The following is a 22,634-nucleotide window of genomic DNA, read 5'->3' as shown; positions in this document are numbered from 1 at the left end:
AAAAGGCAATTTCACCTATATAAAGAGAGGCCGCTCAAATTGAGCAGCCTCTCTTTTCCTGTTTTTTCAAGAAACTATTTTATCTCTTAATTGCTTTAAGGGTTTGTTTAGATCCGTCTTTCATATTCAGGACCACTAAATATAACCCTTCTTTCAGATCTCTCAGCTGAAGCTCTGAAGATGGTTTATCAATGGTCTTAATCAACCTTCCGGAAACATCAACAATTAAAACAGACTGTACTTTGGATACATCAGAAATTGTCAGCATATCAGTAAACGGATTAGGATATATATTAATCTTGTTTTCTTTTACTGCAGTTTCAGACGTTGCCAGATTAGGATTTTGTTTTATTTCAACATTATCTAATAGAACATCATCATAGTAATATCCGCTACCATTCACATTTTTATCTACAGTAAATCTCACCTGGATAGTAGTTCCGATGTAAGAAGCCGCCAAAGGAACAGCAACTGTTCTCCATTGGTTTGAGTTGGTATTATCACTAAAAATAACTACCCATCCGTTTCCATCGTTTACTTCTACCGTAAGCTTGTTATTATCATAAGTGGAAGGTGAAACCGTTGTAGAAGAAGTGGTAGAATGGTTTTTAAACCAGTCAAAAGAAACAAGAGGTGCGGTTAATCCTGTTAAATTTACAGGAGGAGTAACCAGCTGAACCGTGTTGGCACCCGCTCCATTATATGGTGAACTTGCATCTACCCATGCATATGTACCTGCCGCTTTTTGGTTATTAGCCGGACTTGCACCATAATCTGCAGACCCTGAGAACTTCCAGAACAGATTGGCGTCGGTACCTGTTGCCGTAGGGTTTATACTGCTCCAACAGTTGGGTGCTGCTCCATTATCAAAGTTTTGAGCAAAAGGAGCCATAGCAGTTCCACAAAGTGTATTGAAAACAGCAGCCTGAGAACTCCACGCACTCTTATCGGAAGAACTACATACCGATCTCACCCATAAATAGTAAGTACTGGAAGGAGATAACCCGGACAAAGGAGCTGAAGTGGTAGTGCTGGTTCCGGAAGCTGTAGTAGACGCCGTAGGAGCTGTACTGCTTGTAGAATAGTAATACTCATATCCACTTCCAGGAGCAGTAGCCGGAGCAGTCCAGGAAGCATCCGCTCCATTGGTTGTCATCCCCGAAACAGTAACAGCCAATGGTTCAGAGCAGCTAGGAGTCACATTTATATTGATATCATCAACATAAATCTGGTTCATGTTAGCAGCAGAATAAGCCTGGAATCCTAAATAATAAACTCCTGTTGCGCCTGGTGTAAAGTCTACAAATGCATATGTAGCAGTTCCACCTGTAATATTAGCGTGGTCAGCTAAAGTATTTGTCATTGAAGCACTTGCAGCAGAAGATCCGTAAGCAACTTTTAATTTTTCAGGATATTGTGTGGTTCCTGATGCATTCGCATACTTATATTTGATTCTGTAGCTAACTCCTGCAGTAAGATTTAAACCTTGGGTAAAGAACCATGTATTGGCAGCATTAGAACTATTATAGGAATAATTAAGCACTTTCCCTGTAAATCCAGCCGGAGCAGTTGCTGTTTTCCATGAATTTCCGGAACCACTGTTTACCACTGTTGTACAAATTGGCAATGCAGGTGTTGTAACATTTTCAAAATCTAAAGTATAAGGTAAATTAGATGAATTACATACCGTCTGGAATGATCTTACCGTACATGCGGTAGCAGGTCCTGTAATATTAGCTGTATAAGCAGTTACAGAATAATAATAGGCAGCACCAAAATTTAAAGGAGCAGCGAAAGTATAAGAATTATTCGTTCCGCCTGCAATATCCATATCTACAATATCATTTCCTCCAGAGGTAGTTCCAACTTTCAGTTTATACCCGGCAGCGCCATTTATTGCATTCCATGTAATCGTAGGGGTTACACTTACTCCTGTAGCATTGGATGCAGGAGCGGTAACGGTAGGACATAACCCAAGTGTTGTAAAGTTTGCAGAGCTTGACCAATTTCCTTTATCTGTTCCATTACAGTTTCCTCTTACCCAATAATAATACTGAGTTGAAGGAGTCAGACCAGATAAATCAGCTGTTATTACCCCGGCACCTACAGATCCTGAAGGCGTAGCCGTTGCAAGCGGAGTTGTTGAAGATGTAGAATAATAATACTCATATCCATTACCCGGAGGTGTTGTAGAAGCTGTCCAGCTTATTGTTGCGGATTCAGGAGTCAGGGCAGAAGAAGAAAGACCGGTTACTGTACTTGCACAGTTAGGTGTAGTGGTAAAAGACCCTGAGGAGACATACCCATTCCCCGTTCCGGCTGCATTTGGAATATGAGAATATATAGATTTTACTGATCCGTTTAAAGCCTGAACCTGAACCTGGTAGCTTGTATTCTGAGTTAACCCTGTAATTGTAGCAGTTGCAGCAGAAACCGGATTACCAACAAGATCTGTCCAATCACAGTTTCCGACTTCTCTAAACTGAACATTGTAAGCTGTTGCACCTGTCGGAGCCGTCCAGTTTACAGTAGCAGCATTGTTGGTAATTGCAGTGGCAGCTGCAAAAGTCCTTACCGGAGCCTGTGTGCCTGGTGTCCATTTATATTGCAGCCCGGCAGGGATTTTAACACTTGCGTTGGTTGTGCTGGAAAAAAGCATTGTACTGCTAGCAGCATTACCGGTAACAGCTTTAGACCAGTCACAGGTAGTTCCTGACGGCACGTTTCCGATCATCAGGGAATTTACATTGGACGCATAAGTAGTACTGTTTCCTCTTATCCCTACCTGTGGAGTACTGCCTGAAGTGCTGGTACCCGGATCTGTACAGCTTCCATAAATGATCTTTATTTCACCTGTAGCATAAACCAATCTGATCTGAAAATTTAATTTTTCAGTAGATCTGTTAAAGTAATTGGCATGATCCTGCCACTGTACAACAAATTCAGTTCCCAGGTCTTCATATCTCACTTCATGATTTCCTGCTGGTTGTGTTGCATCTGATGATGAAAAGCCTCCATCCTGCCCAAAAGCAGAAATTGCCCCTGTAGTTGATCCCAGACTTGACATTGGAGTATAATTTGTCCCGGAAGGAGCTGCTCCAAACGTGATAAATCCATTGGCACTCACATAACATGTGGTCATAGCAACACCACCGAAATTAAAAGGAGAAGACAATGGAATTGCTGCGGATACATCATTGTCATAAGTAGTATTAGTCCCAGAAGGGAATAATTTTGTACCTCCTGTAATGGAAGTATAAGCCACCCCGGTACTTTTTGAAAAAGTATAGTTAGCGACGTCGGTTTGCGCATAGACTCCCATACTCAGGGAAGCCAGACACGAAAGTAGTAATTTCTTCATAAAATAGTAATAATAACAGTTAGGGCGGTAAATGTATAAATATTAATTCAAATTTTAAATAAAATATTAAAAAATATCATAATTTTTTATACAAAAACAACAAAAAACATCATTAAAACACTATATAATTAAACATTTATTTAAATTAAATAATTATTTCGCAATATAATGAAAAAACAACAACCAATTAAATAACAGATACTTAACTACTATATAATCAAAATAGACTTCAGTAAATTTTTCTATTTTAAACGAAAAACTATTTAAAATTTTTCATCAATATTGATAATATATAAACAAAAAAAAGAGTGGCATAAGCCACTCCTTTCTTTATCATGTATTTTTCTAGTTTAAATAAAATTCATATTTATTAAGAAGTTGAATTTCTTTTATCAGATCACCATTCAGATCCACCGAATGTTTCATAGACTGAACTTCAATATAGGAGTCATCTTCCAGGTTTTTGATAAAGAATTTCAATTTTTGGTTTCCTTTGTTTCTGTCGAGAACCGTTCTGAAAAAGTCGAGATCTTCAGGTCTTACATCCATCACATCCATCACCAATGATATACTCTTTGCAAATCGTTCAAATGCTTCCTGAAGTTCAATTACATCATTTACATTAACGAAGACCCTGCCATCTTTTACCTGAGCAAATTTTATCTTAAAAATCACAAATCTCTGTACTTCCAGCTTTTCTTTCAATCTCATGTAATCTCTGTCTCCCAGCCTGAATGAATAGGATCCGGAATAATCTTCAAGTGTAACAAAAGCTACTTTCTCACCACTTCTGAAACCATCCTGAACCCTGTATTCGGTAATAAGACCGGCTACAGTATATTCTTTACCACCACCGCCATTTTCCCTCTCTTTCTGAAGGGTTTTCCAGTCTTTCTTTTTCTCTTCAAACAGTTCTTCCTGTTTATTAGAGAAAGCCTGTTCTTTGTAAGCATCCACCTCATCCAGATTCAGGAATAAGAAATTCCCTTTTGGCTCTGCCTTCTTAGTAACTTCTTCTATCACTTCCTCTTCTCCTGCCACTATATCATCTGAAACAATTTCCGTAAGATCCACAGCATCGTCCAGGGCATCCTGTTCCAAAACAGGCGCTTCATCGGTAACAACCTTTTCTTCTTCATTTTTCTCAAGAACTGCTTTTTTAGAAAGCTGCCCCTGCATAAACTGGAACTGATATTTAAATTCGTCCAGCGGATGAGCAGAAAGATAGAAGCCAATGATCTCTTTTTCTTTATTAAGCTTATGCATATTGGGCCATTCCGGACATGGAGCCAGTTTCGGCTGTTCAATCTGAACTTCTTCTGCGAAATCCGCAAATAAAGAGTGCTCCATCTCGTTTTTGCTTTCCTGGAAACTCTGCCCGTATCTGATCAGTCTTTCAAGATTGGTCTTTCCTGCCATGTCAATATCAAAATACTGTCCTCTGTGGAAAGCATCCAGTTCATCAAAAGCACCTGCAAGCACCAAACTCTCTGCTACCCTCTTGTTCATCTGTGAAGGCAGTATTCTTTCGAAGAAATCATAAATATTTTTAAACCTTCCGTTTTCTCTTTCTCTTGTAATTGCTTCACTCGGCCCTTCTCCAATTCCCTTTATCGCTCCCAACCCAAAGCGGATCTGTCCCTTTTCGTTTACGGAGAATTTGTATTGAGATTCATTCACGTCCGGTCCCAGAACATCCACCCCCATACTTTTACAGTCTTCCATGAACATGGTGATAGAATCCGTATTGTTAATGTTATTACTCATTACACTCGCCATGTATTCTGCCGGATAATTAGCTTTCAAATAGGCGGTCTGATAGGCGATGAATGCATAACATGTTGAGTGGGACTTATTGAAGGCATATTCTGCAAAGGCTTTCCAGTCATTCCAGATTTTCTCCAACCTTTCTTCATTAAGGTTATTTTTTCTACCTCCTTCAATAAATTTCGGGTACATTTTATTAAGAACATCAATCTGCTTTTTACCCATTGCCTTTCTTAAAGTATCGGCTTCACCTTTGGTAAAGTTGGCCAGTTTCTGGGATAAAAGCATTACCTGCTCCTGATAAACGGTAATTCCGTATGTTTCTTTTAAATATTCTTCTGTTTCCGGTAAGTCGTAGACAATCTCTTCAATTCCGTGCTTTCTGTTGATGAAGTTCGGGATATATTTAATCGGACCGGGACGGTACAAGGCATTCATAGCGATAAGATCGGCAAAAACCGTCGGCTTAAGCTCTCTCATGTATTTTTGCATTCCCGGACTTTCATACTGGAAAATCCCGACCGTTCTTCCTTCTTTAAACAACTGATAGGTTTTGGCATCATCCAGCGGAATAAGATCCGGATCAATATCCACTCCATATCTTGCTTTAACAAGCTTCAATGCATCTTTAATAATAGTCAGCGTTCTCAGCCCCAGAAAATCCATCTTCAAAAGACCGGCACTTTCCGCAACAGAGTTATCAAACTGCGACACCAGGATATCAGCATCTTTTGCCGCAATGGTAACCGGAACAAGATTACTCACATCTTCCGGCGTAATAATCACCCCGCAGGCGTGAATTCCGGTGTTTCTGATACAGCCTTCCATTTTTTTAGCACTTGCTAAAACTCCGTGTCGTGCATCATCAGGACTTTCAAGAACATATCTCATCTCATCAACGAGCATCTGTTCTTCCGGTTTTAATTTATCATACTTCGCTAAAGCTTTTGCAATATTCATCCCTGGACTTGGAGGAATCAGTTTGGCAATATTATTGGTATCAGGAATAGGCACATCCAAAACCCTTCCGGCATCTTTAATGGCAGATTTTCCTCCCAATACCGAGTATGTAATAATTTGTGCTACCTGAGTTTTTCCATATTTTTCAACAACCCATTTGATAATTTTATCGCGCCCTTCATCATCAAAGTCAATATCAATATCGGGCATGGAAACCCTTTCCGGGTTCAGGAATCTCTCAAAAAGGAGATCATATTTGATAGGGTCTACATTGGTAATTCCGATACAGTACGCCACCGCAGATCCTGCAGCAGAACCCCTTCCCGGACCTACCCAAACGCCCATATTACGGGCTTCATTACAGAAGTCCTGAACGATAAGGAAGTAACCCGGATAACCGGTATTAGCAATTACTTCGAGCTCAAAGTCAAGACGTTCTTTGATATCGTCGGTAATACCATCTTCTCCATATCTTTTCTTAGCACCTTCATAGGTGAGATAGGTAAGATAAGCCATCTCCCCTCTTTTTCCGCCGTCTACCTCATCTTCTGCATGGATAAATTCCGCAGGGATATCAAATTTAGGAAGAAGTACGTCTCTTTTTAAGGTGTAAGGTTTAAATTTTGCTGTAAATTCTTCATATGCATCAAAAGCATCTGGATAGGCTAAAAAGGCTTCTTTTATTTCATCAGAATTTTTGATGTAATATTCGCCTGTCGCCAGCCCTCTTCTTTTACCGAATCCTTTTCCAATAGGTGTAGTAAGCTTTTCACCATCTTTGATACAGCTTACAATGTCCTGAATATTAGAATCATCTTTATTGGTGTAAAAGGTTTCGTTCTGAGCTAAAATTTTCACATTATATTTATCTGCCAGATACAAAAGAACTTCATTTAAATGTTCTTCTTCAGGCAGTTTGTGATTCTGAATCTGCACATAAAAGTCCTCTTCAAAGGTGTCTTTCCACCATTTGAAAAGCTCCTCTCCTTTCTGCTCACCGGTATTTAAGATCGCATCAGGAATATCTCCCATAATTCCGGATGTTAAAGCTATGACTCCTTCTTTATATTGAGCAATCAATTCCCTGCTCACCCTGGGAACTCCAAAATAGAATCCTTTCAGGAATCCGATACTGGAGAGTTTTGCCAGGTTTTTATATCCATTAAAATCTTTCGCCAAAAGCACAACCTGTGTTCTTCTGTCCGGATCATCTTTGGTAAACTGCTTTTGTTCGTAACGGTCTGAAATATAAAATTCACAACCCACTACAGGAATAAGCGGTTCTGAAACAGGTTCTTCTTCAGTAAATTCTGTACCATTTTCTTCTGCTTCCTGTTTTTTTGCCAGGTATTCTTTATGCTTTTTCGCTCTGTCTGCATTAGCTCCTTCTACTGCTGAGACGAACTTGAAAGCTCCCATCATATTTCCAAGATCCACCATTCCGACAGCAGGGAAATTTTCATCAGAGGCTTTTTTAATCAGGTCATTAATGCTTGAGGTAGCCGTAAGCGTAGAGAAAACACTATGGTTATCAAAATTGAAATATTTACCTAAATCAATTTCATCAATGCTTCCGAAATCCTGCTGCTTTTTCTTATTATGAAAATCAGCAACCTGCCTTCTGATAACAATATTGAAAGGCTTGATCGGGTCCGGATAAAGGCTTCTGAAATAAGCAAGCTGATCTTCTGAAATCTTTAATGTTTCAGCAGGAACTACGCCAATTCTTACCATTTCAAAGAAAGCTCTGGCTGTTGCGTTAACGTCGGCTGCAGCATTATGAGCTTCATCAAATTTGTTCCCATAAAGTTTTTCATATAATTCTTCAAGTTTCGGAGGTTTAAAACGGCCTCCGCGGCCTCCTCCAAGCTGGCAGAAGTCCGTTCCCAAAATCATGGTATCCGCCTTTGGCTTTTCCTGAAGGTTATCTTTCAGGTTTTTTCTGTAAAATTCTGCTCCTACGATATTGTAGTCGAATTCCACATTATGTCCGGAAACCACCCTGATTCTTTCAAGAACCTTAGAAAATTCTTCAAGAACTTCCTGAAGGTCACGTCCTTCTTCATTGGCGATTTTTGTTGTAATTCCGTGAATGCGGGCAGCGTTGAAGGGAATATCATACCCTTCAGGTTTTATTATATAATCCTGGTTTTCAATCAAGTTTCCATCATCATCGTGCACCTGCCATGCAATCTGGACCATTCTGGGCCAGTTATCCGAGTCTGAAAGCGGAGCGTTGAAATTTTTTGGTAAACCGGTTGTTTCTGTGTCAAAAATTAAATACATATAATGTTCTAACTTTTTTATAAAAAGAGAATGTAAAGTTACTTCATTTTTTTCTAATCACACCCTGGTTTCAGAATATAAATCTCGGCCTTTTTTAAAAATACAAAGCTTAATTTCTTCTACTCCTATGGGTTTGCTTTTTTTCAATTAATTCTCCATAAAATGATAAATTATAACATATAAAACACAATAGAGTGCTAATCTCAGAGTTTTTCCAACTGTTTTCCTGTCAAAAAGCATCAATTCTCATTTAGATCCAGTAAAATAAAAACTATAAATACAAATTAAAATATTAAATCATTCATAAAAACCCAATTAAAATATTAAAACAATCAATAAAAACAGTATTTAATTAAATAAAACAAATAATAAAAGCATTTTATCTATATATTTATCAATAAACAACCATAAAAAAAATACCACAATGAAAAAAATTTTTATTTCGATCGGCATACTGACAACCATTGTCATGAATGCACAAAACAATAATGAAGTTTTAAAAAAAACATTAGAACGACAACGAATAGAAAACAACAAAAAATTTGATCTGTTTCTCTCAAAACATTTTGAGTCTGATAAAAACCCTGGGACACTTAAAGAACTTGAAGAACAGCGAAAAAATCTGGCAGGATTCGATCCGGATGGAAAGCCTTATTTCTATCAGTCGGATGATTTGGATCAAATAAAAAACTCCAATGCAGACTTTTTACAGAATGGCACCATCACAGGGTTGACAGGTTCATTTAACGGCGAAAATATTAAATATACCATCTTTGATGGCGGAAGAGCATTTGAAGGACATGAACTGTTTAACAACGCAGCAGACAGGGTTAATAATAAAGAAGCCAGTACCATGAATTACAGCTCACATGCCACTGCTGTTACAGGATTTATCGGCGCCAAAGACTATCCTTATACGCTTACATTTACCAATGGAACAACCCGGGTTACGAATTTAAGAGGAATAGCACAAAATTCAACTTTTGACAATTATGCCTTCGCTACTACAACATTACCCGGAGGTTCTGCTTCCAGTACGGTATTTGAAAAAATAGTCCTGGCACAGCCCAAAATATCCAATCATTCATACGGTACAAACCCTGGCTGGAGTAGCCTTTATGGAATTGCCTGGATATGGGGCGGGCAGTTCATAAGCCCTGGAACCACTGCTGATCTACAAGGAACCTATCTTGATAGCGACCAGACTTATGACAATATCGTGTATAATAATCCCACCTATGTTATCGTTAAATCAGCCGGAAATTCATATGGAATGGGGCCAACAGGAAACACCTTAGCTAAATATTATAAAAACAGTGCAGGAACTTATGTACAATTTGCAGCTACAGACACACTTCCACAAAACAACTGCGCTTTAGGATATGACTGTATTGGTTTTGGTTCTTTGGCAAAAAACATTATTGTAGTAGGTGCTTCTGATATCCTGACTGCCAGCGACAAAAGATACTCCTCTCCTTCTGATGTTATAAAATCAAGCTACAGCAGCGCAGGTCCAAGAGATGACGGCGCTATAAAACCGGACATTATTACTACAGGAACTAATGTAGGATATGGTTCCACAGCGGAAAATACAACAGGCAGCAGCTTATATAACGTGGGCAGTGGAACCTCTTTTTCCGGGCCTATTGTTACCGGAATCATAGGAGTCTGGATGCAGATTTATAAACAGCTATATCCTGCTCTTGAGCTTAATGCAGCCTCTGCAAAAACCTTAATGATCCACTCTGCATCGGAAGCAGGAACTGTCGGCCCGGACCCATGGAATGGCTGGGGGTATATAGATGCAAAAAAAGGAGCAGAACTTCTTGTAGGAAAATCCAACAATACCATACTATTTAATGATGAAACCTTAAATAATGGTTCGGTTAATGCTCGAACAGTGAAAGCATCCGGATCTGAACCCTTAAAAGTAACCCTATCCTGGATTGATCCGGAATATGTTATCCCCACAAGCATAACATGGGCAGAAGCCTACAACAACAGAACTTCCAGATTAATAAACGATCTGGATGTAAGAATTATAGATACCGGAACAGGCATCATTTATCAGCCTTGGAAATTAAATGCATTAGATCCAATGACTCCTGCTACAAAAGGAGACAACACAGTAGATAATGTAGAGCAGGTTGTTATTGATAACCCAACACCAGGAGCTGTTTATAGAATTGAGATTTCTCATAAAGGAACATTAAAAAATAACGCTTCTCCAAGTGTTACTTCCCCTCAGAATTATTCTATCATTGCATCAGGATTTAGCGAAGTGCTGGGAACCAAGGATGCCGGATTAAGAAAATCTGATGGCATAACGATCGCACCAACGGTTGTAAAAGATTTCACCAATGTATTAAAAGCTCCTAAAAATTCCACATTCAATGTCTATGATCTTTCAGGTAAGAAGTTACAGAAAGGAAAGATCAACAATCACAAAGAACCAATAGATTTATCTGCGTACACCAATGGAATTTACATCATTGAAATAAAAACAGACAAAGATGTTATTTCTAAAAAAGTGATCAAGGAATAACCTATATAAACAAAGATTTTTCACAAAATACTAACAGTTGTTAGTATTTTGTTTTTTTATGTATATTTGCTTCCTATGGAAAATGCACTTCACGAAAAAGTTTCTCAGGATATATTACTCAAAGCGTATAATCATATGATGCTGGCCAAGGCAATGGCTGACATTTACGAAGAAAACAGAAATGTATGCAAATACGTTCACAGTACTTCCAGAGGTCACGAAGCCATCCAGCTTGCGACAGCCTATCAGCTTAAAAAAGAAGACTGGGTTTCTCCCTATTACAGAGACGAAAGCATTCTTTTAGGAATCGGTTTTGAACCTTACCAACTAATGCTTCAGTTACTGGCTAAAGCTGATGATCCTTTTTCGGGAGGAAGATCTTATTACTCCCACCCTTCAAGCAGGGATGAAAACAAACCAAAAATCGTTCACCAGAGTTCCGCTACTGGAATGCAGACTATCCCAACGACAGGAGTTGCACAGGGAATCAAATACATTCAGGATTTCAATCTTCAGCAATTTGAAAACAATCCTGTTGTGGTTTGTAGTCTTGGAGACAATTCCGTTACAGAAGGTGAAGTGAGTGAAGCTTTACAGTTTGCAGCTCTGCATCAGCTTCCGATCATCTTCCTTGTTCAGGATAACGAATGGGGAATTTCCGTAACGAAAGACGAAGCAAGAACCTGTGATGCATACGATTTTGTAGCAGGATTCACGGGGTTAAGCAGAATGAGAGTAGACGGAACTGATTTTGTGGAAAGTTTCGAAGCCATGAAAAAAGCCGTAGATTTTGTAAGAACAGAAAGAAAACCTCTTGTTGTCTGTGCAAAAACGGTATTGATCGGTCACCACACTTCAGGAGTAAGAAGAGAATTCTACAGAGATGAAGAAGATTTAACAAAACATAGGGCCAAAGATCCGGGAGAGATCCTTAGAAAACATCTACTGGAAACAGGTGTTGATGAAGATCTTTTAAAGCAAATCACTAAAAAGGCGCGTCTTGAAGCAGAAGAAGCTTTTGAAAAAGCTAAAAATGCAGAGGATCCAAAACCTGAAACCGTAATGCAGCACGTTTTTGCCCCAACTCCCATTACTGAGGAGACAGGAACACGTGAACCTGCCAACGGAGAAAAAATTGTAATGGTGGATGCTGCCATCCATGCCATCCAGGAACTGATGTGGAAACACCCTGAAGCACTTCTTTACGGACAGGATGTAGGTGAAAGAATCGGTGGAGTTTTCCGTGAAACGGTTACTTTAGGAAAAAAATTCGGAAGCAAAAGAGTATTCAATACGGCCATTCAGGAAGCTTATATCATAGGATCTACTGCCGGAATGAGTGCTGTTGGACTGAAGCCAATTGTTGAGGTTCAGTTTGCAGATTATATTTATCCGGGGATCAACCAGTTGATTACGGAAATTTCAAAATCAAGTTATTTAAGCGGCGGAAAATTCCCGGTAAGCAATATCATCCGTGTTCCTATCGGAGCCTATGGCGGCGGCGGTCCTTACCATAGTGGAAGTGTGGAAAGTATCTTAGCCAATATCAAAGGAATCAAAATAGCATACCCAAGTAATGCCGCTGATTTTAAAGGTTTGCTAAAAGCAGCTTATTATGATCCGAACCCGGTAGTGATGCTGGAGCATAAAGGATTGTACTGGAGTAAAGTTCCGGGAACTGAAGATGCCAAAACGATAGAGCCTGCTGAAGACTATGTTCTTCCATTTGGAAAAGGTAAAGTAATTATTGAAGCAGATAAGGATGAAACCGAAAAAGGCAGAACTTTATTGGTAGTTACTTATGGAATGGGAGTTTACTGGGCCAAAGAAGCGGCTAAGAGTTTCAACGGAAGAGTTGAAGTGATCGACTTAAGAACATTGATCCCTCTTGATGAAGAACTTGTTTTCGAAAGAGTGAAAGCACATGGAAAATGCATCGTTCTGACAGAAGAACAGCTTAATAACTCTTTTGCAGAAGCTTTTGCACACCGTATTTCCAAAAATTGCTTCAGGTATCTTGACGCACCGGTAGAAACAATGGGATCACTGGATGTACCTGCTGTTCCTATCAACCTTGTTCTGGAAAAAGAAATGCTTCCAAATGCTGAAAAGCTCAGCAGTAAGATCGAAGAAATGCTGAAATATTAAATAATTGAAACCTCTGAAAAATCAGAGGTTTTTTTTATTAATTTTAATCAACAGAACAGATGTCTCATTTTGGTATCTATTTTGTTTATATGCACCAAAAATTCGATACTTCTTTATGATCACTACTAAATACGTCAATTATAAGCAGGTTCTCAATTTATCAGGTTTTCATCTTATACTGATTTCAATCTGGTGTACGCTGATCGCTGTCCTATTCTATTTTTTCAATTGGCAGTGGATGACGATTCCATGGGTTCCAGTAGCTTTGATTGGTACGGCAGAAGCATTCCTTGTTGGTTTTAAAAACAATCAGGCTTATGACAGACTTTGGGAAGCCAGAAAAATCTGGGGCGGAATTGTGAATTCCAGCCGTTCATTTGCCTCTATGGTGTATGCCTTCGATACTAAAAACGAAGAAATTGGTGTTTTTGATCTTGAAGACCGTAAAAGAAGAATCGTTTACCGTCATATAGCATGGTTATATACTTTCCGGGAACAGCTTTTGATTCCTACAGAATGGGAGCATATCAGTACAGAAAATAATAAATTCGGGAATATCAACCTGAGAAGAAACAGGTTAATAAAAGCCGGTTTTCCTGACTACGGAAGAGCTCCTATTTTCCTGCACAAATATCTGTCAGAAGAAGAGTATGATCTTAAAAATGATTATAAAAATTTTGCTACCTATCTGATTGCCCAGCAGGCAAAAGACATCAACGAGCTGAAAAATATGAATGCCATTACGGATTTCAATCAGACTCAGCTTCAAAACAGCCTGAATGAATTCTACAATTTCCAGGGACAGGCGGAGAGAATTAAAAAATTCCCTTCTCCAAGACAGTTTGCCAGTACAGCTTTTGTTTTTAATATACTGTTCATCATGCTTCTTCCACTGGGATTAGTGAACGAGTTTGCCAAATTGGGAGATTGGGGAATATGGACCTCTATTCCTTTCTGTATTATTATCGGATGGATTTATATCATTATGGAACTGGTAGGAGATTATTCTGAAAATCCTTTTGCGGGATTAATGTTTGACGTCCCTATGCTGTCTATCTGCAGAACGATTGAAATAGACCTTCTTCAGATGAGCGGAGAAACAGATCTTCCGGATCCTATTGCTTCCAAAAACGGAGTATTAGTATAATTTCTGAGGATCATTTATTAAAACAAAACTGCAATAAAAATATCAGGTAAAATATATTTTAAAAGTTCATTGTTTTTCATAATTTAGGGCATTGAAAGCATCAGCTATATAGATTCATCCGGATCAGTATAGTTGTTACTTTTTCGATCAGCTAATAATTTATCCCTTCTTTGTAAACAATGAGATCCAGGCAACTTCTGCAGGCTATCACAATGTTGTGCCTTACCCTATTCTGCCCTAAAGTAAAGTCGCAGGCGGCTTTCAATAAAGAGTTACCAAAAGAATTTACAGATCAGTTCAACCAGGAGATCAACGACAGTATTCCTTCTTTGGGATCGTTCATTGTTTCCCAAAATGACAAACTGATTTATGAGCATTATTCCCACGGAGCCAACAAAGAAACCATCTTCAGTATAAAGTCCGTTACCAAGAGTATCGTCTCTGTTCTGGCAGGCATTGCGCAAGATAAAAACATACTTCCCAATCTCAATACACCGGTTTTAAAAATTCTTCCGGAATACAATATATCGAGAAGCAGTTTCAAAAATATCTCCAATATTGAAGGAAAGGTAGCTCATGATTCGATCAGAAATACGTTAACGTTAAGAAATCTGCTGACCATGCAAGGTGGTTTCGATTGGATTGAAAATTCAAAAATTTCAACAGCCATGTCATTTTCCGGTGATCCTGTAAAATTTGTACTGGATCTTCCTTTTGAAGAGTATCCGGGAACCGTATTCAATTATAACAGCGGTGAAACCCACCTTTTCTGAGCAGCACTGGCAAAAATTGTGAAAACCAATCTGAAACAATTTGCAGCAGAAAACCTTTTTAAACCATTAAAGATCAATGTTCCCCGATGGGATACAGATTCCATGAACAGAAATATTGCAGGTTCGGAAATGTTTATGAAACCTGAAGATATGCTGAAATTTGGTTTGATGATCCTGAATAACGGAAAACTTGGAGGCAGACAGATTGTTTCCTCAAAATGGATTCAGGAATCGACAGCTGAGCATGTCAAACTGGATTCCTGGGATGTAATGCCAGGTGCCAATGGATACGGCTATTACTGGTGGCGGAGAAAAACCAACGGACATCAGGCTTTCGTAGCTACCGGATATGGCGGACAGCTTATCTGCATCATTCCTGATTTAAAAATGGTTATCGTGACGACCTGCTTTCTGAATGACAAAAACAGAGGCAGAAGCGAGATTAAAAGACTTCACTATTTTATCGACAATATGACCAAAGAAGATATTTATAAACATTGATCTTCCACACAGTTTAAATCAAAAAACCTGCGATAAGCTTACAATACAATCGCCGTCGTATTTTTAACTTCGGAAATCATAAATGAGCTGTGCGTACTTGCGATGTGCTGAAGTGTTGTTAGTTTCGTCAGCATAAAACTGCGGTAATCTTCAATATCTTTCACTCCTATTTTAAGGATATAATCATAATCTCCGCTTACATGGAAACATTCCGTAACTTCCTGAAGGTCCATTACCTCTTTTTCAAACTGAAGAACAAATTCTTTTTTATGCTGGCTTAGTTTCACATGACACAAAACGATAAAATTTTTCTTAACTTTACCCTTGTCCAGCAAGGCTACATATTTTGAAATAACACCAGCATTTTCAAGCTTTTTTACACGCTCATAAATTGCTGTAACGGACAATCCAAGCTTAGCGGACAGTTCTTTGGTGGTTTGTTTACAGTCTTCCTGTAAAAAAGACAAAAGTTTCTTATCAGTTTCGTCAAGTTCCATAGATAATTTTTTGGTAAAAGTTTAATACCATCGAAGATACTAAATATTTTTTCTAAATAAACAATATTTTACAGTTTTATTTTCTATAAATTCAAATTTATGTTGTAATAATTAACAAATTAATGCAAATTGAGACCATAAAATAAAAACAATATTTATGGAAAACTTTAACGCAGCCAATGAGATCCAGGATCTTCAGTATTTTGGTGAATTCGGGGGAGTGAATCCTTCTATCTCTGACAGCTCTACCTATACCTTCCTTTCTGCAAAGACAATGTTTGATACTTTCGAAGGCAATGCGGAAGGATGCTATCTGTACTCCAGACATTCATCACCGATGAATCTTTATCTGGCACAGGCTCTTGCCAAGATGGAGAACACAGAATCTGCCAACGTTACAGCATCCGGAATGGGAGCAATAACTTCTGTTTTGATGCAGGTGTGCAAAAGTGGAGACCATATTATTTCAAGCCGGACTATCTACGGAGGAACCTATGCTTTTCTAAAAAATTTCTTCCCTCAGTTCAATGTAGCGACCACTTTTGTAGATATCAATAATTTTGAATCTATAGAAAAAGCTATTACTCCCGATACTAAAGTCATTTATTGTGAAAGTGTCAGCAATCCGCTGCTTGAAGTAGCAGATCTTAGAAAGCTTTCCGAAATCTGTAAGAAACACAACCTGAAACTGATTGTAGATAATACCTTCTCCCCTCTTTCAATTTCTCCGACATTATTCGGGGCTGACGTCGTGATTCACAGCCTCACAAAGTTCATCAACGGAAGCAGTGATACGGTAGGAGGAGTATATTGCGCCACTCAGGCGTTTATTGATGATACCAAAAATGTCAATTCCGGAGCTTGTATGCTTCTTGGCCCAACCATGGACAGCTTACGATCTTCAAGTATCTTAAAAAATCTGAGAACATTACACATCAGAATCAAACAGCACAGCCACAATGCCATGTATCTGGCTGAAAGATTTGAAAAAGATGGTTTAAAAGTATCTTATCCGGGCTTGCCATCCCACAAAAACCATGAATTAATAAAAAGCATGATTCATGAAGAATACGGATACGGAGGATTACTGACTCTGGATGCCGGAACAACAGAAAAAGCAAACGAACTGATGGAACTGATGCAGACAGAAAACCTGGGTTATCTTGCTGTGAGTTTAGGGTTCTATAAGACCTTATTCTCATGCTCAGGAAAATCTACCTCATCTGAAATCCCTGAAGAAGAAAGAGCATCTATAGGAATTTCAGACGGACTGATCAGGTTCTCCATCGGTCTTGACCACGATATCAAAAGAACTTACCAAAAAATGAAGGAATGTATGCTGAAAGTTGGAGTTCTTAACCACCATGAAAACATTTCCATTTCCTAAATTTATTGTAAAAAGGCTGTTTCATTTGTGAGAAACAGCCTTTTTTATTTATCAATCTACCTGTTTTGATATTGATTAACAAATGTTATGTGTAGTCTTTTACAGGTTTAGGCTAAAGCCATTGGAAGATTTTATTTATTTTGATGAATGGGCTAAAGCCCATTCCTATTGAATTTTCTTTTTGATAATCCCTCATGTTATTTCTTATAATAATGATGCGGAAAAGCATCCTCGGGCTTCATTCTGAAAACATTCAACAAAATCCAGGACTTTAAAAATCCGTATCCGTAAGAAAACATCTGAATATACGTGGAAATAACTGCCATTCCGGCAATACTGATATTTTTTGTCAGTAATAAAGCGTGAAACAACACCAGAAAGGTATACAATCCATAAAAGGCAAGGATGATTCCTCTTCCCATAATAAAATACTCCAGAAAGCCCATCACATATCCCAGCATAAATAAAGTAGGAAAAGCAAAGGAAATCTTTACATAATTCGGGTGTCTCTGGTTAAGAATCGGTCTTGCACAGCCAAACTGATAGACCTGTTTGGAGAATTTTCCAAAATCGACCCTACGTTTGTGATATACAGCGATATCATCAAAAAAAGCAGTAGTAAAACCATTTTCCCATAGGGTCATGGAAAGATCCGGATCTTCACCAATTCTCATTTCGGAAAATCCGCCTACTTTTTTAAAGACTTCTTTTTTCACTCCCATATTAAAACTTCTGGGCTGAAATTTTGAAACCGCTTTCTTACTTCCCCTTATTCCTCCGGTTGTAAATACAGACGTCATGGAATAAGAAATAGCTTTCTGCATCAGATTAAATCCTTTATGCGCTTTATCAGCCCCGCCAAACGCATCACAAGGAATGGTCAGGATATCATTTTTAATATGCTCAATATAATCTTTTTCAACAATGACATCACTGTCTACAAATACCAGCCATTCGTTAGCGGCTCTTGCTGCTCCGTAATTTCTTGTCAGTCCCGGTCCTGAGTTATCTTTTCTGAAATATTTAATATCCAACCCCTGTTCAAAGTTTTTGATAGTAGGTTTCAGATCGATCAGAGAACCGTCATCCACGATAATGATCTCAAACTCCTTATCTGTCTGTTGAGTAAGAGAAGTCAGCAACTCAAAAAGTTCATCTTTCCGGTTGTAAATGGCAACGACAATAGAAATAGTAGGCTTCAAATTGAAAATTTTTCAAAATTACTTATTCGCAGAACAACCTACAAACAGTTTAACAGCTTATTCAGATAAATTAACGATGTTACCTTGTATTCTTCTCACTGTATGTATTTTATCAATGAAATTCTGAACCAAGTAATTTGGCATTTTAAACAAAATAAACATCCGGAATCCCTCCTAATTTTGCTATAGAAATTTAAACCAACAAAAAAAATGGAACCAATTATCAGCACATTACAGCAACCCGTTCAGTCAGGCTTTAACGCTTATTCAACAGCACAGGAAGTTATTCAGGGAATTGATCTTACCGGAAAAACAGTAATCATTACCGGTGGCTATGCAGGAATCGGTCTTGAAACTACAAAAGTACTTACTTCGGCCGGAGCCCATGTCATTATTCCTGCAAGAGATATTGAAAAGGCAGGAAAAAACCTTACAGGAATTGAAAATATCGAACTTGAAAAAATGGATCTGATGGATCCGGCATCCATTGATGCCTTTGCAGAAAGATTTGTCTCATCAGGCAGAAAACTGGACCTTCTTATTAATAATGCCGGGATTATGTGGGTACCGCTCCGCAGGGACAGCAGAGGTTTTGAATCTCAACTGGCGACCAATTATCTTGGACAGTTCCATCTCACCTCAAAATTATGGCCGGCTCTGAAAAAAGCAAATGGAGCAAGGGTTATCAGTGTTTCTTCGTATGGACATCAGATGGCTCCTTTTAATTTTGAAGACCCCAACTTTGAGAAAAGAGATTATGATACCCTTTCCGGATACGGCCAATCCAAAACAGCCTGCAACTTATTTGCTGCAGAACTGGATGAAAGGGGAAAAGAATTCAATATCAGAGCTTATTCTCTCCATCCCGGTTCTGTATATGGTACTGATCTGGGCAGAGAAGAACCTGTTGAGCTTTTTAAACAGCTTGGAACGCATGACGAAAACGGAAATATAAAACCTGAAGTTGAAGCACGATTAAAAACAATTCCACAAGGTGCTGCTACTACAGTCTGGTGTGCCGTGACGCCTCAACTTAACGGAATTGGCGGAGTGTATTGTGAAAACTGTGATATTGCAGAAGTAGACAGAGGGCAAATTGAGCACAGATTTGATGAACCGGCTACAATTCGTGGGGTACAACCTTATTCCATCGACAAAAACAATGCTGCCCGTTTATGGAAATTAAGTGAAGAGATGCTGGGATTTGAGTTCGATACCCAATAACTGTTTTTTAAATACATTTGTAATGAAAAACTTTTGACAATGGATTTCCAGATACAATACCTCACCCCGGATATCAAGCTTTCCAGTTATGATGACAAGCTCTTCAAAACGGAAACAGTTTTTGAATACCATATGCTGGTTTGGTTCATATCAGGAGAAACGAAAATTATTCAAGCAGATAAAACCTATGTTTTCAAAGCTGGAGATATTTTCCTGATTCCAAGAAACCATCTTGCCACGATTATCAATTATCCTAAAGACGGGCTTCCGCATAAAGCGGTAGTCATGCATCTTACCACAGAACGCCTGAAGAATTTTTACAGTTCTGTTGATAACCACAGGAAAACCGGAAATCACAAAGCCGGCATTCATAGTTTCAGTAGTCATCCGCTTCTGAGCAGCTGTCTTGCGTCGCTCATACCTTATTTTGAAATGGAAGGTCCGCTTCCTGAGAATATTGCCCAATTAAAAATCACTGAAGCCATCAGTATTGTAAGGGAAATTGATCCGGATATAGATTATATACTCGCCGATTTTGATGAGCCGGGAAAAGTAGATCTGATCAGTTTTATGGAAAAAAATTATATGTTCAATATGCCATTGGAAAGGTTCGGATATCTGACAGGAAGGAGTTTATCTACTTTCAACCGGGATTTCAGAAAGATTTTCCAGACAACACCACAGCGGTGGCTTACTCAAAAACGTCTTGAACTGGCCTATTATCATTTGTCAGAAAAAAATAAAAAGCCTTCCGATGTTTTTCTGGAAGTAGGTTTTGAAGACCTCTCGCATTTTTCGCATGCCTTTAAAAAACAGTATGGGTTTGCGCCATCAATGGCACGATAAATAAAATAGGTTGTACTAATCTGTACAACCTTTTATTATTTCAATTAAACTTATAATGTATGACAAGTTAATTTTTCTTTGGAATATCTGTATCTTTTAACTGCTTCTTTTGAGATATCACATGATGATTTAAAGCTTTTCTTTCAGGTTTTGAAGGTGATGATTTTGATCCGGAACCAAGCAGACCAAATAAATCAAGAACCACATCAAATATATCTAAAAAATTCCAGGACATTTCAATCTCCGAGTTTATGAATTATGATCTTCTAATTTATGTATTTTTTTCGTTTCTTCATATATTTTTTCCGACTTTCCATTGTTCTACAGCCTCTATCCTTTTACTTTAAAACCTGTTTTTGTTTTGTTATATGAACCATCCTGACTTAAAGTAGACATATAATATTGCAGAAATAATGAAAATTATTACTGAACAGCTAAAGAATAGTAATTTGAACAATGTTTTAAAGTAATAAAGCTTTAAAACGTGCAACACAAAAAATACTAAAAATGAAATCCCGGCTCCTATTAAAGAAGCCACCACTAGGGTTGGTGTATAGTTTTGTACAGGTAAAGGATCTTTAAAAACAATAAAAAAAGAAAATGCTGCCAACAACAAAGCAACTGCACTTACTATCTCTGTGAAGTATTTTGATTTCTTAAATTCTTTCTTTTGAAGTTTATCATCATAATTCAGGCTCTTTCTTTCAGAACTTAAATGTGATGATCCCGAACCGCTCTGAAACAGTCCGGACACACTAAATAGAGTATCTAATAGATCAAAAAAATGTCCCAGCACTTTTTCTTGCTATTTATTTTCTTCCAGTTTATGTACCTTTTTCGTTCCTTCATACATTTCATACTGTAAAAATCTTGTTTCCAGTTTTCCGTTGAAAAGTTTGATCTTTCTTGAAGGACGTAAACCGATTTTCTTCACCGCTTCAAGGTCTGAAGAGATCAGCCATGCTAAGGTATTCGGATAATGGGTTTTAAAGGTATCTCCTATTTTCTTGTAGAAATCATCGTCATTAATGGAAATTCTCTCATCGTATGGCGGATTGAATACCATTAATAAAGGGAACAGATCTTTTTTAGAATCAAAGAAGTTTTGTTTTTTAATCTCAATAACATCTTCCATTTCCGCTGCTTCCACGTTCATTCTTGCCGCATTCAGCATTCTCGCATCGATGTCATATCCAACAATTTTTCCATCAAACTGTCTGATTCTGTTAATTCTGAATTCTTTAATTTTTGCAAACAGGTCTGCATCATAGTTATTCCAGTTCTGGAATCCGAACCTTTTTCTGAAAATCTGAGCCGGAAGATCCATTGCAATCATTGCTGCTTCAATCAATAATGTTCCTGAACCGCACATCGGATCAAGGAAATTACCTTTTCCGTCCCAGCCTGCCAGCTGAAGCATTCCGCTTGCCAATACTTCATTGATAGGCGCTTCTCCCTGCTCTCTTCTATATCCTCTTTTAAACAAAGGATCTCCTGAAGAATCCATAGAAATCATTACCAATTCTCTGTCTATGTGAAGATGGAATTTGATATCCGGATTTCTCGTTTCCACATTCGGGCGTCTTTTGAATTTTTCCTGGAAATAATCCACGATGGCATCCTTCATTTTCAAAGTCACAAACTGAGAATGTTTGAACGTTTCAGAATTGACCGTAGCATCAATAGAGAAAGACTGATCAACATCCATGAAATTATCCCATTCAAATTTGAATAACCTGTCATAGAACTGATGCTGATTAAAAGCCTTGAACTCATGAATGGGCACCAATATTTTCAATGCCGTTCTTGCAGAATAATTGATTTTGTAAAGAAAACCCAGATCTCCTTCACAATTTACCGCTCTGTTTTTAATTTCAACATTTCTTCCGCCCAATTTTTTGATTTCTTCCGCCAGAATCTGCTCCAATCCGAAGAATGTCTTTATCTGTATTTTAATATTTTCTGTATCCATAAGTATGTATTAAAAGAT

Annotated in this window: 12 protein-coding genes and 1 pseudogene; 7 read left to right on the top strand and 6 right to left on the bottom strand. The window is 38.2% G+C overall.

What is annotated here, in order from left to right; translation table 11 throughout:
• Positions 1-79: 79 nt before the first annotated feature.
• A complete protein-coding gene (locus tag AC59HC_RS16050) occupies positions 80-3,361 on the bottom strand; it encodes a fibronectin type III domain-containing protein (protein WP_496558987.1) in 3,282 nt (1,093 codons plus the stop codon).
• A 345-nt stretch (positions 3,362-3,706) separates the two neighbouring features.
• Entirely contained in the window at positions 3,707-8,374 is a 4,668-nt protein-coding gene (dnaE, locus tag AC59HC_RS16045) for a DNA polymerase III subunit alpha (RefSeq protein ID WP_496558986.1), read from the bottom strand.
• Positions 8,375-8,798: 424 nt separating this feature from the next.
• On the opposite strand from dnaE, the gene AC59HC_RS16040 reads away from it, so the two are divergent.
• From AC59HC_RS16040 to AC59HC_RS16025, 4 genes and pseudogenes are all read left to right on the top strand, one after another.
• Complete coding sequence (locus tag AC59HC_RS16040; RefSeq protein WP_411413634.1) at positions 8,799-10,919, top strand: S8 family peptidase; 2,121 nt, start codon at positions 8,799-8,801, stop codon at positions 10,917-10,919.
• A gap of 75 nt (positions 10,920-10,994) precedes the next feature.
• Positions 10,995-13,067 (top strand): alpha-ketoacid dehydrogenase subunit alpha/beta, encoded by a 2,073-nt coding sequence (locus AC59HC_RS16035; protein ID WP_411413633.1) that lies wholly within the window; start codon positions 10,995-10,997, stop codon positions 13,065-13,067.
• A 115-nt stretch (positions 13,068-13,182) separates the two neighbouring features.
• Complete coding sequence (locus AC59HC_RS16030) at positions 13,183-14,214, top strand: bestrophin family protein (protein ID WP_110009282.1); 1,032 nt, start codon at positions 13,183-13,185, stop codon at positions 14,212-14,214.
• A gap of 179 nt (positions 14,215-14,393) precedes the next feature.
• Positions 14,394-15,488, top strand: a pseudogene (locus AC59HC_RS16025) (serine hydrolase domain-containing protein).
• Between the two features lie 38 nt (positions 15,489-15,526).
• Here AC59HC_RS16025 and AC59HC_RS16020 read toward each other — a convergent pair.
• The gene (locus AC59HC_RS16020) at positions 15,527-15,985 is read right to left on the bottom strand and encodes an Lrp/AsnC family transcriptional regulator (RefSeq protein WP_202838532.1); all 459 of its coding nucleotides are present in this window, start codon (positions 15,983-15,985) and stop codon (positions 15,527-15,529) included.
• Positions 15,986-16,142: 157 nt separating this feature from the next.
• Between AC59HC_RS16020 and AC59HC_RS16015 the strand changes: the two genes are divergently transcribed.
• Positions 16,143-17,372, top strand: coding sequence for an aminotransferase class I/II-fold pyridoxal phosphate-dependent enzyme (locus AC59HC_RS16015; protein ID WP_496558985.1), 1,230 nt, complete (start codon positions 16,143-16,145; stop codon positions 17,370-17,372).
• Positions 17,373-17,569: 197 nt separating this feature from the next.
• Here the strand turns inward: AC59HC_RS16015 and AC59HC_RS16010 are convergent, their stop codons facing one another.
• The gene (locus tag AC59HC_RS16010; protein WP_202838534.1) at positions 17,570-18,574 is read right to left on the bottom strand and encodes a glycosyltransferase family 2 protein; all 1,005 of its coding nucleotides are present in this window, start codon (positions 18,572-18,574) and stop codon (positions 17,570-17,572) included.
• Positions 18,575-18,784: 210 nt separating this feature from the next.
• Here AC59HC_RS16010 and AC59HC_RS16005 point away from each other — a divergent pair, with 210 nt between their 5' ends.
• Both AC59HC_RS16005 and AC59HC_RS16000 read left to right on the top strand, forming a co-directional pair.
• Entirely contained in the window at positions 18,785-19,798 is a 1,014-nt protein-coding gene (locus tag AC59HC_RS16005) for an SDR family NAD(P)-dependent oxidoreductase (protein WP_496558984.1), read from the top strand.
• A gap of 39 nt (positions 19,799-19,837) precedes the next feature.
• Positions 19,838-20,644 carry an AraC family transcriptional regulator gene (locus AC59HC_RS16000; RefSeq protein WP_496558983.1) on the top strand — a complete coding sequence of 269 codons (807 nt, stop codon included), beginning with the start codon at positions 19,838-19,840 and terminating at the stop codon, positions 20,642-20,644.
• A 67-nt stretch (positions 20,645-20,711) separates the two neighbouring features.
• On the opposite strand, the gene AC59HC_RS15995 is transcribed toward AC59HC_RS16000, so the two are convergent.
• Positions 20,712-20,879, bottom strand: a complete 168-nt coding sequence (locus AC59HC_RS15995) for a hypothetical protein (protein WP_202838537.1) — start codon at positions 20,877-20,879, stop codon at positions 20,712-20,714.
• 570 nt (positions 20,880-21,449) lie between these two features.
• The gene (locus AC59HC_RS15990; RefSeq protein ID WP_496558982.1) at positions 21,450-22,616 is read right to left on the bottom strand and encodes a THUMP domain-containing class I SAM-dependent RNA methyltransferase; all 1,167 of its coding nucleotides are present in this window, start codon (positions 22,614-22,616) and stop codon (positions 21,450-21,452) included.
• Positions 22,617-22,634 lie beyond the last annotated feature (18 nt).

This window comes from Chryseobacterium sp. DZ-32, assembly GCF_059587025.1.
This window is presented reverse-complemented; position numbering and strand designations above follow the sequence as displayed.

What these genes read in the sequence shown, in the direction of transcription:
- AC59HC_RS16035 (WP_411413633.1), top strand. Translation starts at nt 10,995, where the DNA reads ATGGAAAATGCACTTCACGAAAAAGTTTCTCAGGATATATTACTCAAA.
- AC59HC_RS16015 (WP_496558985.1), top strand. Translation starts at nt 16,143, where the DNA reads ATGGAAAACTTTAACGCAGCCAATGAGATCCAGGATCTTCAGTATTTT.
- AC59HC_RS16040 (WP_411413634.1), top strand. Translation starts at nt 8,799, where the DNA reads ATGAAAAAAATTTTTATTTCGATCGGCATACTGACAACCATTGTCATG.
- AC59HC_RS16005 (WP_496558984.1), top strand. Translation starts at nt 18,785, where the DNA reads ATGGAACCAATTATCAGCACATTACAGCAACCCGTTCAGTCAGGCTTT.
- AC59HC_RS16030 (WP_110009282.1), top strand. Translation starts at nt 13,183, where the DNA reads ATGATCACTACTAAATACGTCAATTATAAGCAGGTTCTCAATTTATCA.
- dnaE (WP_496558986.1), bottom strand. Translation starts at nt 8,374, where the DNA reads ATGTATTTAATTTTTGACACAGAAACAACCGGTTTACCAAAAAATTTC.
- AC59HC_RS15995 (WP_202838537.1), bottom strand. Translation starts at nt 20,879, where the DNA reads ATGTCCTGGAATTTTTTAGATATATTTGATGTGGTTCTTGATTTATTT.
- AC59HC_RS16020 (WP_202838532.1), bottom strand. Translation starts at nt 15,985, where the DNA reads ATGGAACTTGACGAAACTGATAAGAAACTTTTGTCTTTTTTACAGGAA.
- AC59HC_RS15990 (WP_496558982.1), bottom strand. Translation starts at nt 22,616, where the DNA reads ATGGATACAGAAAATATTAAAATACAGATAAAGACATTCTTCGGATTG.
- AC59HC_RS16050 (WP_496558987.1), bottom strand. Translation starts at nt 3,361, where the DNA reads ATGAAGAAATTACTACTTTCGTGTCTGGCTTCCCTGAGTATGGGAGTC.
- AC59HC_RS16000 (WP_496558983.1), top strand. Translation starts at nt 19,838, where the DNA reads ATGGATTTCCAGATACAATACCTCACCCCGGATATCAAGCTTTCCAGT.